We start from the raw sequence: 15390 nt of genomic DNA, 5'->3' as shown, positions 1-15390 counted from the left end.
ACTATGGAGCCGCACAATAATTTACACGCACGTCACTAATAGTCATTTGCCCCTTGCCTGCAAAGGTCACCTGAATAGGCACGTTCTGTGAGTGAAGCTTGTCGCAGGCAAAGCCTTGCGGCAAAACGAGCGAGATTCCGTTTCCAGTATTCACGCTAGTCGAGGCAGCTCCACTATCAACAACCAGTTTAACGCTAATATTTTGGATCGTATTAACTATCTGGCTATAAATGCCCGTTAATTGCGTATCCGTTGATGCCGTAAAGGAATAATCAACGCCATTGTACGTGTCAGAACTCGTGTTGGCCGTAGTTCCATCCCAACTATTCGTCGACCACCTGTTCATCTGCGCAATGAACGCCGAATCATTGCCGATTGTGGCCGTATAAAGCTCGTATTTATCCTTCCATGCAGCTGCTTCAATGAGCGGGTCTGTGTTCGTATACTCGCCATCAGATAGCAGGATCCCGATGTACCGGGTATTAGTCTTATCCGTGGTCGACAAATCATTAATCTTCTTAAACATCTGACGAGCTTCAACCAAACCTTCATAAGTTCTCGTCCCATGGATATTTGTTGACTGACAAGGACTAGATGTACAACCAGTTGGTCCCGTTTTGTCAACGAACATTGAGTCAATAGCCGAAACTAGCGAAGACATCTGCGGCTGATCAGCGAACGAATACGCCCCCGTGCTATCAGCAAGCTTATAGCTATAGATATCACCGAACGGATAGGTAATAGTTGAAGCAGAAATCTGAGATGTTTTGTCCAAGCAGAAGTCACCCGGAGTTAAGTTTGAACAAGTAGTATCGCCCGCAGCCGTCCCCGCCGTGCAGGATGTGTTGGTTTTATTGTAGCAAGTTCCTTGCGCCAAACCTTTGAAGCCGATCGAACCGATATGCACGTTAGCACCAAACTTCTCATACAAACTTGCAGTTGCTGAGTCCATGGAAGCCTGCGCCACAGCCAACCGAGATTTTTCGCCTGAACCAGGAAGAACATCGTCACGGACCCGGTATTTCATCGTTTGCGAAAGATCAGTGATGAACATCACGTACACCTGCGGTGGTTCATAGTTCTCGGCGTAACGGATGTTCGCGGAAACCGAGGGCAATACCGTACAAGCAGGAACCGTAATAGTAGCCGCGTTGGGCAGAGTTGAGGTAGAGCTCGTGTTGTACGAGTAGAGATCGACACTTGGGCTTGGGCGCGAACCTGGCTGATTAGCTGTCATGAGCAAGCTGGTACTAGCAAAGGTTAGCGGGCAGGAGGAAGAACAAGTACCGGAACAAGCCGGCTTAACGCATTCGTAACTGCCGGTTAAATCTGTACAGTCAGCTACATCAAGAGCGTAGGAATCAGGACCAGTGCTACCAATATATCCGGCTGTACAGAGCTGACCATTCTTAGCTCCACCGTTACACACGCCTAAACTACGACAGGTATAAATGCTGGACGTTGCCCCGTCCGTAGCACATGACCCACCGGCCTTCATGGTGGCAGAATCGAAGTAAGTCAGTGGCACGTCAGAACCATCACAGAACTCCGTGCCATTCTTCACGCCGTCACCACAGAACGCGCCGGATGAAATAACGTTGCGGCAGGTCACAGAACAAGCGGTGCAAGTAGAGCCGTAAGATGAGCTGCAAGAACCGCCGTTCTGCGTGCCCAGGTCACATTCTTCTGTCTGCGGGTTAAGAGCAGCGTCACCGCAAACGTTAACCTTACACAAATGAGTGCAGGCGTCAGTGTCATTTTGATTTCCGTCGTCACACTGCTCTAGACCGCTCTGGACAACACCATCTCCGCAAGTTCCTACCCTGACGCAGGTAGCAGCTAGCCAAGTATTTGAGTAGGCACAGCTAGCACCCACGGCGTCATTACAATCATGAGTGCGCGTCTCCCCGACCGGACAAGCCGCATAGGCGCTAGTTCCGCCACATAAGCCAGCGGTTCCGCACATACTGTCAGATGTACATGGCTGGCCAATCAGCGAGCCGCTTGAACACAACTTTCCGTCCCAGAACTCATCTGTACCATCGCATTGTTCGCCGCTATCAACATGCTTGTCGCCGCAGTATGGCGCTGGACCGGAACAATCCCAAGCACATGAGGCTGAAGGACTGGACTGATACACGCCGTTATAAACCTGACAGATGCCGTTGCCATTAGCCCGACGACCAGTCAGAGATCCGCTTGAGCCACAATCACATTTCTCGCCACCGGCCAAAGAGCCATCTCCGCAAGAGAAGGCGCTGGCTCGTCTACAGTCAGCTCCACAGAAACCGTACGAGCCATTTTTTGAACCGTCATCGCACTCTTCAGAACCCTCTTTGACCGCATTCCCGCAAGTAGGTGAAACGCAGACGGCTTGAGGATCATCCACAAAAGCGGTACAGGATGAATTACAAACCCTGGTCTTGAAACCATCAATAATTCCATCATTATTACCATCACAGATGGCGACTGTAGTCTCACGCTGACCAAGTTCACAGGCCTCGCCACTGCCCACTACGCCGTCGCCGCAAACGGCAGAACTGCCAAGCACCGCGCCTGAACATACGTCCCCCGTGCTAAAGCCATCAGCCGACACGTTAGCTCTACCAACTGTAATATCCACTCCATCGGCCGAACCATTATTATCAATTGGACTAGCCCACACCTCAAAGAATTCAAGGTTAGCCGATAGTTTCACCGAGCTGTCTCCCTGCGCCAAATACTGGTACACGTGAGAACCAAACGGACATGTATACGTTCCCTTTGACTGGTCAACGCAGTTGGCCTGATCAAAACTAGCTAATGGCCCACCCACTACTCCGCAAGTATTAGGTGTGAAGGCATTCAACGGGTCAACTGGCAGTTCCTTCGCGCCAAGCGCGCCACCCAGCATGTCGCCCCAGCTAGTCCACGGGCTAGCAGAGAAATTGCGCACGAAGGTTCCAGCAGACAGCGCCGGAATAATTGATGCGCAGGACTCGCCAACCGGACATTCAATATTTGAAGCGCAAGACTGAGACCTGGTGATGGAACATACTCTATTATCCACGCCGTAGGCTGTAATAGCTGAACGGATAGTCGTCAAATCAGATAGTCTCTGAGTATCACGGCGCACCTTCGCCTTTAAAGACGGACAAACTGCACCAGCCCCAAGAGCCAGACAATCATCATCCGAAGAGCAGCTTGTATCCGACAAGGATCCGCCAATAGTACAGACAGTCACGTCATTCAGGTCAATCGCAAACTTAAGATTCTCAAGCATGCTCGCAAAAATCTTTAGCGTCGCTTCGTTCGCCCCCTCATTGGCAGACAAAACGTAGATATTGGAATAGAACTTGCCATTGGCATAGTTAGGAGCAGCCACATACACCGTACTGCCGTCCTGTACCGCCGCAAAACCATCCACTACAGTCTCCTTGGGACCGCCCTTGAAGTTCTGAGCCCGATACCAAGCCATCGGCGAGAGGTAGCCCGGATTGCTCACCACTCGAAGGCCGATTGCGTCGCCAGAACCATCACTCACCTCAAACAAGTATTGCTTGATAATATTTGAAGTTCCGGCTACCGGCGGACGAACCGGCGTAACAGTCGGCAGATCAGCAGCTACGCCCACCGCTCCCTGATCGCGACAGTAATAACTAGAAATGTTCATCCAGCCCTCAGTCCCCTGCGATGCGAGTCCGTTAGCTTCGCCCGCCGGGTCATCAGACCACGGGAACTTAGGTAGAGGCGGCCAAGGATTCTCACATAAAAATGCCGTTATCCCAGTCGAACCGATCACTTTCTTGCCTGTCGTGCCGCCAAACGTGTCTGCTCCAATAGTGGCCTGCGCTGAAAGACTCGTCGAGCCGTTTTTCGCTAAGGATTTAATATCAACAGTGTCATGAGGAATATTGGGTCCGATAGCTGACACTCCAAACAGGGTCTCATCAGCAATCTTCCATTTATCAAAATCCCAATCGTAGACTCCGAGAATCGGTTGGATTTCCTGAATTAGGCCATTCGTATGAGAAATACCTGCAGCCGTAAACGCATGCACCTCATCACCCCGCGTAAAGAGGTAGGGCGACGCACGGTAGTTGTCGGTCACCTTGACCTCATCTAACGAACATAGGTTCGGGCCAGTTCTAAATGTAGACGAGGCCGTGCCGTTCAAACCAACACCTGAAACTGAAGTAACTCCAACTATTACTCCATCTTGAACATTTGGATCACCATCAACCACAAGGGTATAAGACGCATTTGGCTCAAGCGCTTTAGCGTATTTTAGATAAATTTTGTACGTTCCATCGTCCTGTTCAACCTGCTCGTAGCCAGTAACCGGCAGCAAGCATTTACCTTCCGCGGCGACTGCTGAATCACCAACGAAGAAGCGAACGATGGTATTTTTTGCCCGAGCTAAGAAGCCCTTTGGATCATGACCAAAAGCTACGCGATACCCACTTGGACACCTAATCTCAGAACCTGGCATTCCAGGAAGAGCAGTGGTAGCCGGCAAGTCCAGTTGCAGGTACAAGTGGTCAGTCTCAACCGTCAGCGCTCTGTCAGTGTTGGTAGTAGTAAATGATTCTAGATCCATCTTCTGAGAAAAGATACCGTACAAGGCCGGATTACGGCAGGTTGTAGAAGCAGAGGTTGGGATCAGCGTCACCGTTGGCCGTGGCATGCAGCAGCTAGCTGAACCGACGCCGTTGTGAGCAGGGTCCGAACAGCTGGCATCAGAGGTGGCTACGCACGACAAAGAAAGATCAGCGGTAGTAGATAGACCAGAGGAGTTTTCTTTAACCTCAACCGTAGCGTGCGCCCGCTTGGTCGCCAAGTCTACCTCAAAAGCTGCATCACTACTGATGATGGCGGTTTGCAAAGGATCAATTCGACCGTCACCTGTTACACCAGCTTCGCAGGCCGGATATTCGCCCGTTCCAACCACGCCATCGCCACAGAAAGATGGCAGCGAGTAAGCCACCGAAGAGCCCTCAAACAAACATCTGGAGGAACAGCCGTCACCGTTCAACCCGTTTCCATCATCACAATCCTCGCCAGCGTCAACCCCGCCAACTCCACAAGTCGTAAGCGAGCCTTCATGCAAACAAACCGACGAACAACCATCGCCGTTAATAATGTTTCCATCGTCGCAACCCTCGCCCGGTATGTTGACTACGCGGTCACCGCAAACCGCCCCGCCGATAGACGCTAATGACGGTGTCCCCTCATTGGTACAGTTGGAAGAACAGCCATCACCATTTTTAGCGTTACTATCATCACATTCTTCGCCAGCTTTTGTGGTGGCGTTACGAGCGATATCATTATTTCCACAGGTTGCGCCAACTGAGCGCGAACCTTCGGACTGACACCTATTTGAACAACCGTCACCATCAATCAGATTACGGTCATCGCAATCCTCGGCGGTATCAATAAGGCCGTTGCCACAAGTTGGCGCGCTAGTCCCCTCATGCAAACAAGAAGCTGAACAACCGTCGCCATTGGCCACGTTGCCATCTTCACATTCCTCGCCGCCTGTAAGATCAAGCACCCCGTCACCGCAAATCGCTTCATAAGGCACGCTGCCACCAGGAGTACATGATGCGGAGCAGGCAGATGGAATAGCTGAAGGAGAAGTGTCTCGAAGTGAAGAACCTAGCCACTCTGCTACTTTAGTAGCCGGATTGCTATCCAGATCCTCATCAATAATCGGGTTGGCCCAGGTCCATGAGTAAGAGAAGCCGGTTAGTCGCTGACCAGACTGTGAACAGCTATCAGCTTCGCCAAAGGCCGTACTCGTAAAGGTTGTTTTGTCACCAACCGCCTTGGCTAGAGCAGTGGCCGGAGAAATAGAAACTCGGCTGACCACGCAAGCACTAGCGTCTTCCCGAGCGCGGAACACCCAAGAATAATCGCCTCCGTCATTAGTTCTAGTCAACGGCACCCCGCTTACGCTTCTAACCGAGCCGCTAATCCGTGCTTTATAAAACTTACCGGGGTTGAGCGTAACGGTCTTCAAGGCGAAGCCCGTACACTCAGGAGACTGACCGGTCACCGTCATACATCTAGCGTCCGGGCTCGTAATCTCTGAAGTAGCGGAGCAAAGTTCGTTTGTACACTCAAACAGCCGAACGTTCCCCGAGGCCTCAAGACTCTGCTTATTCATTGGAATGTTAAAGCTCGCCCCAATCTGTGCGTTCATGCAGGCGGCGTCACAATCAGGCCAAACGCCGGTGACGTACGGATCTGTAAACTCGATTGTCAAACTAGCTGAACTGTTTGTCGCTGTATTGCTCACCGTGGCCGTGACCGGTGTCACACCCTCGGCCAAAGCCTCAGCAGTCAAACAAGCCGTAGACCCGCCCACACAGGACGGATTGGCCGTTGTATTACGAGCCGCAAAACTAGGATTCAGTGCCCAATCCCACTCAACCCCAGCTGGGTCAAGCACCACACAACCAGCCGTCGGCAGGGCCGAGAAGCTTTCCGTCCCGTTCTTTACGTTAATAGTCGCCTTGGCCGGTGACACTCTGACACTATCAACTAAACAAGCTGTATTAGTTGATGCTGTCACAAAAGTCCACTCAGCGTCTCTAGCCAAAGTTGCCCCATCGGCGGATTCAGCCGTAGCGGCCACGGTCACGCGGTAAGTTGAACTTATAGCCAGCGGCGTGCTTGGCGTAAAAGTAAAAGATTTTAAAGTAGTGAGCGTCTGACCTGTCACCGCCATCACCGAAGAACACGGGTTAGAGCCTTCGCCGGTACAGCGGTCAACCTTCACCGCACCCTGCACTGTGGCCTGGTTCATCGGCTGAGTGAATTCGGCATACACCACAGCATTGGTACAAACCGAGTCCGTAAACCGGTTATTCGGCACAGCAGAAACGACCGAAGCCGAACACTCAGTTACCAAACTTGGAACTTTAGGAATGGAACCGGAAGAAAAACTCCAAGCATAGCCGCCGCCCACCGCGCCAGCCGATGAAGTAGGCGAAGCCACGCTGAAATAAACATTGTTACCTTTTACTCCGGCGGCGTTGGCTAGGGTGACACTGCCGCTCTGAGCACTGGCCGGAACGGTCACTTTGACTTCGGTATTACTCCAAGAGGTGATGACTGAAGTCACACTCGACGAAAAAGTAACCGCGCCATTGGTTGAGCCAAACCGATCGCCAACAATTTTTATCGTATCCCCGGCCTGGCCAGTAGCGGGCACGATTCCGCACACATTCGGTCTTGTATCATCAGCGATTATAGTAAATGGAACAGTATTAGAAATCTGGCCACTGGCTGAGGTGATAGACACAGTATGTGCGGCGACCGCGATGGCCGTGCCATTTGTATAGGTGCCGGGAACGACAAATCTGATCAGCGTGTTACCCCATGGGTTTTCCGCACCGCAGGCTGCAGAAACATCCAAGCTAGCCACCGCAGTATCGCCGGTCGCGGTATTAGTGAACTTGACAATCCCCTTAGCGGAACCAAAATTTGTGCCCGTCAAACTAACGTAACGCCCTATTCCACCCTGACCAGGATCAATCGAAACGAGCGACGGAACAAGTGCAGAGGCGGCTGAACCGCCAGGCGTAGTGGTTCCGCCTGGAGTTGTGGTTCCACCGGGAGTAGTAGTCCCGCCTGGTGTAGTCACGCCTCCCGGCGTAGTTGTCCCACCTGAGGTTGTAGATCCGCCAGAAGAAGCGGCCGAGGTAAAGCGTAAGCTAATGCTATTCGACGAAATGCCGGCGTCGGAAACCACATGTACAGCGTACGAGCCATCACGAGAGGCTACGACCGGCACCACTACCTGAGCGGAAGAATCAGACCATGACGAATAGGTGGAGGCGGGACGATTACTACCAAAGGCCACTACCGAAGTCCCTCGACTAGCGCCGAAACCGGATCCGGTAAGCGTGAGCGAATCGCCAGCTTTGGCACTGGTAGCCGAAAGACCACACAGATTTGGATGCGCCACCGTGTTCACGACGAAGTTAGCAATGAGCGGACCCCGATTATCATTAGTTAAATCCTTATCAAAATCATCTACCGCATTTGCTCGCACAATAGTAATCGGACCAGTTCCAGCCGGACCTGGCGGCACCATGACTACTACCTGGCGGTCTGTCCAACCATCAGCACACGGAGCTAGAACCGCCTCAACTGGCGCGCCCGGACCAACAAACAAAACTTTGCCCGGCGTTGCCCCAAAAGAATTACCAGAAATTGTGACGTAAGTACCAGGCGCACCCGACAATGGCGAAACCGCTCTAATAACGGTCGTAGCCCGACAAACACCGCTCACACAAGAACCGGACTGACAATCAGTAGAAGAAGTACAAGCCGAGCCGTCACACGCGCCACAATAGTTCGCGCTAGTCGGATCACCGCCACAATCAATCCCCGTTTCTCCACTGCCGGAATCTAAGACGTTATTTTGGCATGAAGCTGGTGCTAAGAGCACCCCAACTGAGTCTTCAGCCGTGTTACCAGCCAGGTCAGTAATAGTGGAAGACAATTTTACCGAGTTTCCAGCATCCTCGTTGCTCGTATCCCAATCAGCGCTAATTGTTACGCTCGTGAGATCCGCTCCGGTAGCCGGAACTTCGTCAAAACTGACAGTACCGGCCAAGAAGGTAGCACTAGCGACACCAACATCATCAGTACCAACCACCTGAACGTTCTGAAAGCTATTGGCTGGCACGCGCTGTCCAGCGTCAGGGTCAGTAATCAAAGCTGTTGGCGGAACCTCGTCGACTATAGTTCCAGTCGTGAAGCTGCCAGCACAGGGACGGCTAGTCGGACACGTCAAAGCAACCGCCGAGGTACTCTTAATGGCCGTAGTCATGGTGACCGTAAACTGAGTGCTCGCGTCAAAACAAAGCGGAGCTGGTGCCGCGTCCGAACAAGGCGTGCTAGGTTTGAAAGTAATGGTGTTTCCGGAAACAGATGGCGTACCAGCAATGACTGCACCCGTCAGGGTATTTTTAACCGTAAAGGCGTTAGCAATGCTTGCAGGATCAACATTCTTCGAGAATGTTACACGAACCTGCACATTTCTAATCGTCACCTCACCCTTAGGAACAATACCGGTTACTACAAAGCCACTGCCAGAACCGCCACCCAGACTAGTTCCGCCTACACCGTCACCTGCGCCGCCAGAACCGCCACCACCACCGCCAGTTGCACTCAAAAGTGAACTAATAATGAAGGTGGTGATGGACCATGACATCAGAATAATCATTAGACCGATACCGCCGCTCAACAAAATCTTCTTAGCTTTACTCACCTTCTCTTCATTGCCAGCCGAGGTCATCCAGACGAAACCGCCGTAAAGAACAATAACCACGGCGATTACGCCGAGCGAAGAAATCACTACTCTAATAATTCTCGCCACTATAATCCGCGGATCCTCATTTCCTAAACCAGTAGCTGTACCCACGGTCTCAAGCCCGCTCGTCACCGTGTCCGTCTGCGCGGAAGCGATCATTGGCAAAGCCAACGGCAAAGCCGAGCTCGTAGCGACGAGTAACCCGACAACCAAGTGTTTTAAGCGGTTTATGTTCACAATGTTTTAGAAGAGGATGCAAGCCGAGGAAGATGGGATACCGTTGCAGCAGTACGGCTCTGCGGCCGACACACCGCACAATCCGCCAACCGCATCAGGTCCCGCTCCGGGCACATAACAATTTTGATACTGGTTCAACAAACCACTCGTGACTGTCGAGCCATACAAATATGACTTGCCGTCCACCGACTGCAAGAACGTTCCGTGAGTCACTTCAACCACCGTCTTGGCCGGAATCTGAGCAGCCGAAGTCACCACCTGATCATCGCTCGTCAAATAGGAGGTGCTCGGCGAAAACCACATTTCATGAGAAATGCCAGACACCTGTTCTTTATTAGATAACTGGACTGTGTCTTGAGAAACGCTAGAGGTCATCAGGACATCGCCAAACGTAATCGTGACCGGCTGATCAAGCGGCACATCTTCTTCGGAAATATTCGGCGAAACAGACACAATCTTTGGCCCCGCGAGCGCGATATCCCCGGTGGTCGTAAAACTCCAGCCAAAAAAGTCTCCAGCCGTGCCGTCGTGGTTGCCATCAAAAGAATTACCGGCCATGTCTACCACACCGTCATACGGAAAGGTATCTGCCTGCGGAGGATTAGCCGTAGTACTTGCACCCTTAACGGTGACATTCAAACTGCTGCTAGCCGGCAAGCAGACAATCTTTTCTCCGCAAGAGTTAGTGCCACAAGGCTCAGCCGAGATGAAGGTTACAGAAGTATAGCCATTGGAAATCTGATATTCGCCAGGCACCTGCACAGTCGCATTACTTGTAATCCCAATGTTCGAGAAACCTCCGGAAGATGTTCGGACGCCCGAAGCAGAAGTTGGGTCAACCGGTTCGGAAAAAGTAGCCTGCACTACGATGTTCCGAGCATAGGCGCCAGAGTTAGCAGGAGTAACGGACACAATTGTCGGCGGCGTCAGATCAAGCACCGTGCCAGTTTCAAATGACCACTTATACCCACTGCTGTATGAGCCGGAGAACAGCTTGGCACCACCGGCATTTTTAATGTCAGTAGTTAATTGGACGGTGTACTGGACCTTAGCGGTCGGCGAGCCCAAATAGGCGGCCGGCCTAAAGACAAAAGTCTTGTGATCGTCTGTAAAGTTAATAACCGTGTCCGTGAGCGCACCAGTAACACCCGTGGAGGCAGGGAAAATCTTCACGGAATTAACCGTCACCGAGGCCGGGTCAATGGCCTCCTTAAACGTAATCATTATTTTAGCGTTCCGGGCCACATCAGTCTGATTTCTGGTTGGGTAATGGTCGCGAATTGGTCCGGCGCCCAAAGCACCAGACAGGCTCTCGACCGAGACTCCGCCATTACTTCCACCGCCTGTCCCGCCCCCACCGCCGCCAGTTCCGCCCGTAATCGCATTGACTATAAAGGTGGTGATTCCGTAAGCACTGATCGTAATTAATAACCCAACGGCCGCCTGAATCAAAATATTCTTAGCCTTCTCAACTTTCTTAGGATCACCGGCGGCCGTCATCCACATGGTGCCGGCGTAAATAGTCAGGACCAGAAAAACTACGCCAAGTAGTCCCAGAAAAACACTGATGATCTGGCCAATAATAGTCGGTAGATCAGCTGTCCCAAACCCGGCCGTAGCAGCCACCTGAGCCGTTTGATCAGCTTGAGCGAAAACCTGTGGCGCAGAAAATAAAAAGCCCCCTGCCATAACAAGGATTACTGCAAACGTATTCTGAGCCCAACGGCTTAGCATAACTCCCACACATTTTACCACGAACTATCGAAGCATGGCTGCAATTTTTTCCTTAAGTGTGGGTAGACCGTCTTTCGTGACCGCTGAAACACAAATCCCATCTTCTCTTTTCAAATTTTTAGGCAATAAATCACACTTGTTGTAAACCAAAATGGTCGGGCGATCAGCCAGCCCAAGAGACGCCAAGATGTTTTCAACCACCGCGCGCTTGAGATCAAGCTTCGGGTCTGCGGAGTCAATAACATGCAAAAGAAGGTCAGCATGAACTGCCTCAGACAAAGTAGAGCGGAAGGCCTTAATGAGCGAAGGCGGAAGATCGCGGATAAAACCAATAGTGTCAGACAAGAGCGCCGAGGCTCCGAGCTCAGGCAGATATATCTCGCCGACGCGAGTATCAAGCGTCGCGAATAGTTTGTTTGCAGAAATCTCTTTACGCTTAGTCAGCACGTTTAACAGCGCCGTCTTTCCAGCATTTGTATAGCCGACCAACGCCACCGTCTTAAAACCCGCCCGTACCCGGCTTTTCCGGTGTTCTGCTCGACCGCTCTCATAACCCTCGAGCTTCTTCACAATCGCCCGCTCGCGCTCCTTAATATGGCGCTTCATCTTTTCCGTGTTACTTTCGCCGGCACCTCCGCGGACGCCCGTTCCTCCACCCTGCTTGCCCAACTGCGCCCCCATGTTGTAAATACGCGGGCCAATATGGCGCAAGCGAGCCAATTCGATCTCGAGCTTCGCCTCCGCACTCGTGGCATGACGGTCAAAGATATGCAAAATGAGATCAACTCTATCCCAGACTTTCATCTTTACGGGCTCAAGCGCTTCTTCGAGCCTGAACAGCTGACCGGGTTTTAGAATGTCATTCACTATAAGTACGTTCGCCCCAGTGTCCTTGGCCTCAGCAATTATCTCCTCCAATTTTCCACTACCAATAAAGGTTTGAAAATCCGGCTTGTCCCGGCGCTGAATAGCTTTAACCACCGCAATACCACCGTATGTTTGCGTCAGAGCTTCAAGCTCGGCCATCCGTTCCAGCGCTTCCGCTTTAGTGACCGAAAAATGAACTACGTCGGCTAAAATTGCCTTGTACGCCCCGGCAGGATTACTCATTCAAAAACTTTTCTACTTTTTCTTTAATCCGGGAGCCGTCAACCAATCCCTTCAATTCTTTTGCGAGCGCGCCGACAACTTTTCCAACTTCACTCGATGCCTTAGCACCCAACTCTTCAATCTTCGCCTTCACCTTTGCTTCAAGCTCAGCATCCGGCATCTGTTCCGGCAAGTATGTTTCAAGAATTGCAATTTCGCGTTTCGCTTCGTCAGCCAAATCTTGTCGAGCATTTTGCGCAAACGTCTCCATGGCGTCCCTGATCTTCTTCGCATCACTCTTAATAACCGCAATAACTTCGGCATCCTCAAGCTCCTTGTTGAGTTCGATCGCCTTGTTGCGAATAGAGGAAATGACCATACGCAGAACCTCAAGCGTTTTCACGTCCTTCCCCTTCATGGCCGCCTTCATGTCTTCTGAGAGTTTGTCGATGAGTTTCATATGATGGGTATATTAACACAAAAGAGCCTTGCGGCTCCTTTATGCCTACCGACTTCCGTGCTTTTTAGCGCGGAGATCTTCTTCTTTAATCTTGCCTGTTTTGAGAAGGAATTCGCGTCTCTCGCCCATTTCAAGACGGCGGAGTGCGGAACCGTGCACGCGGTTCTTCTTTGGAGTTTTCTCAAAGAAGCGGCCGGCGCGGACGTCTAATACTTTACCGCTCTGTTGGAGACGGCGGGAGAAACGGCGAAAAACCGCTTCAAAGCTCTCCCCTTTCTTTCGTTTGACTTCTATAGATGATGCCACAATATATTTTGACCTTCCTTTCAAGGTTGGCGGAAGGTTAGCACAAGGCCCCAAACATGGCAAATTACTTAACCTCTGCTTTCGCGAGAGCCTTGGCCTTAAGCTCCATGAGCCGTTTCGCCACAATACTCACCACCTTTTCTACGTCCACAATCTCCTGCGCGCCGGATTCCATGTCACGGATAATGATCGTGCCATCAAGCACTTCTTTCTGGCCAAGGATGACCGCAATAGGCGCTTTTACCTTATCAGCGATTTCAAGCTGTGCCTTTAGGTTCGACTTCGAGAATGCTTCAGCTACATCGATTCCGGCCTCGCGGAACTTTTCGAATGTCTTAAGACCCTTGCGGCGGGCAGCTTCGCCCAACTGGCAGAAAAATACTTCCGACCGACGGCGAGGATCAGGAAGTTTCCCCGCGGCACGTGCCGCCATGAGCACCCGTTCCAGTCCAATTGCTGCACCTACCGCACTCGTGCCTTCGCGTCCGCCAAAAAGTGGGATCAACCCATCATACCGTCCGCCTCCACCGAGTGAGCTCTGCGCGCCCTCTTCGGCAGTTGGGTTAGTAAGTACAACCTCAAACACAGTCTTCGTGTAATAGTCGAGTCCGCGTACCAAGTACGGGTTTAAGGTGTACTGCACCTCAGCCTCATCAAGGTACTCAAGCACTTTCATAAAGTGCTGCTTGGATTCATCATCAAGGTAGTCAATAATCTGAGGAGCTTCCGCCTTCAATTCTTCCATGCCCGGCTCCTTCGAATCGAGCAAGCGAAGCGGATTCTTCGCCAAACGCTTCTGATCAGTTTCGGACAACTTCTTCTTGTTCGCTTTAAAAAACTTTACCAACTCCGCCACATAAGAACGGCGAGAAACTGGCGTACCAAGCGAGTTCACCTGAATGGTGACATCGAGCCCCATATCCCGACAAAAACGCTCGCACATGAGGATGATCTGTGCATCAAGCACCGGATCATCAGAACCAATAGATTCCAAACCGAACTGCCAGAATTGGCGGTAGCGGCCAGCCTGCGGACGTTCGTGGCGGAAAAACTGTTCCGCATACCACAGCTTCACCGGTTGCGGTTGGTTCAACATACCGTGCTCAATGTAGGCGCGGGCAATCTGGGCCGTGCCTTCTGGACGCATGGTCATGCGCACGCCGCCCTGATCAGTAAACGTAAACATCTCTTTCTCTACCACATCCGTATCCTTACCAACCCCTCGCTCAAAAAGTGCTGTTTGTTCAGCTACCGGCAGGCGAATACGCCCAAAACCATAGGCCCTAGAAAGGGATTGCATGACCGCATCCATTTTATCCCAAGCAGCCTGCTCTTCCGGGAGTATATCTCGGAAGCCGCGCAATGTTTCAGGTACTTTCGCTTTCTTGGCGCTGGTAACCGGAGCAACAGGTTTTTCAACTTTCGGGGCGGAAGTCGGTTTAGACGGCATAGGGAAGAAGATGGTTAATACTGATAAACCGGGGTCATGAAAGTTCCTGCTTTCTCAAGTGGCAAACCACGGATCCACACTCGGCCAATAATATGATCCTTGGGCACATAACCAAACGATCTGGAGTCAAGACTAGCGTTGCGGTTATCTCCCATTACATAGTACTGGTCCGGCCCAAGCGTCACACTATCGCTACCGGTCGTGGTTTCCGTCAAGTACTCCTCCGGTAAAACAATTCCGGACGGATACTTATCATTATAGATAGTTATCTTGCCGTTCTTAACTTCAACCCGTTCTTTTGGCAAGCCGATAATTCTCTTGATGTAATACTGACCCTCGTTTTCGGGCGGATGAAACACGACTATCTCGCCACGTTCAGGCGCGCGAAACCGATAAGTCACCTCGTCCACAATCAAATATTCATTGTCATGAAAATTCGGCTCCATGGACGCACCTTTCACAATAAAAGGCAAAATGAGAAAATGCCGAGTGATAAGAATAATGACCAAAGCCAAGATGGCAATCTGGGCGATCTCTAGAAAAAAATTACCAACCGCACCCACTGTTGGACCAAACATTCTTTCGAGGGTGCTCGGACCAACCGGCTCCGATCTTTTTCTAAACAGCATAGTAAGCGAATAATAGCACGAGCAGTCAACTCGTAGCTCCGACATTTATGGTCAAAGACCATGAGCGAGCGTAGCGAATCAAGTGGTGGATGTTGCAGGACTCGAACCTGCGACCTCTGCAGTGTGAGTACAGCGCTCTAACCAGCTGAGCTAAACATCCGCGTGTGGCAGTTTATCG

At 51.4% G+C, this 15390-nt stretch carries 7 protein-coding genes and 1 tRNA gene; all 8 read right to left on the bottom strand.

Going from position 1 to position 15390, the window contains the following annotated elements; genetic code table 11:
• Position 1: 1 nt before the first annotated feature.
• The 8 genes from WC813_00765 to WC813_00730 all read right to left on the bottom strand — a co-directional run bounded on the left by WC813_00765 (position 2) and on the right by WC813_00730 (position 15372).
• Complete coding sequence (locus tag WC813_00765; GenBank protein MFA5946537.1) at positions 2–9544, bottom strand: DUF4215 domain-containing protein; 9543 nt, start codon at positions 9542–9544, stop codon at positions 2–4.
• 6 nt (positions 9545–9550) lie between these two features.
• The gene (locus WC813_00760; GenBank protein ID MFA5946536.1) at positions 9551–11233 is read right to left on the bottom strand and encodes an Ig-like domain-containing protein; all 1683 of its coding nucleotides are present in this window, start codon (positions 11231–11233) and stop codon (positions 9551–9553) included.
• A 69-nt stretch (positions 11234–11302) separates the two neighbouring features.
• A complete protein-coding gene (hflX, locus tag WC813_00755) occupies positions 11303–12388 on the bottom strand; it encodes a GTPase HflX (protein ID MFA5946535.1) in 1086 nt (361 codons plus the stop codon).
• A complete protein-coding gene (locus tag WC813_00750) occupies positions 12381–12827 on the bottom strand; it encodes a GatB/YqeY domain-containing protein (protein ID MFA5946534.1) in 447 nt (148 codons plus the stop codon). The genes hflX and WC813_00750 overlap by 8 nt, the downstream gene beginning before the upstream one ends.
• Before the next feature lie 45 nt (positions 12828–12872).
• Positions 12873–13133 carry a 30S ribosomal protein S21 gene (locus WC813_00745; GenBank protein ID MFA5946533.1) on the bottom strand — a complete coding sequence of 87 codons (261 nt, stop codon included), beginning with the start codon at positions 13131–13133 and terminating at the stop codon, positions 12873–12875.
• A 64-nt stretch (positions 13134–13197) separates the two neighbouring features.
• Positions 13198–14583 (bottom strand): histidine--tRNA ligase, encoded by a 1386-nt coding sequence (hisS, locus tag WC813_00740; GenBank protein ID MFA5946532.1) that lies wholly within the window; start codon positions 14581–14583, stop codon positions 13198–13200.
• A 14-nt stretch (positions 14584–14597) separates the two neighbouring features.
• Positions 14598–15212, bottom strand: coding sequence for a signal peptidase I (gene lepB, locus WC813_00735; GenBank protein ID MFA5946531.1), 615 nt, complete (start codon positions 15210–15212; stop codon positions 14598–14600).
• Between the two features lie 83 nt (positions 15213–15295).
• Positions 15296–15372 (bottom strand) — tRNA-Val (locus WC813_00730).
• Between the last annotated feature and the right edge of the window lie 18 nt (positions 15373–15390).

The organism is Patescibacteria group bacterium (genome assembly GCA_041659765.1).
Lineage (GTDB): Bacteria > Patescibacteriota > Patescibacteriia > UBA9934 > UBA9934 > JAGORL01.
The sequence above is the reverse complement of the archived record's forward strand: the minus strand, read 5'-3'. Positions and strand labels throughout refer to the sequence as shown.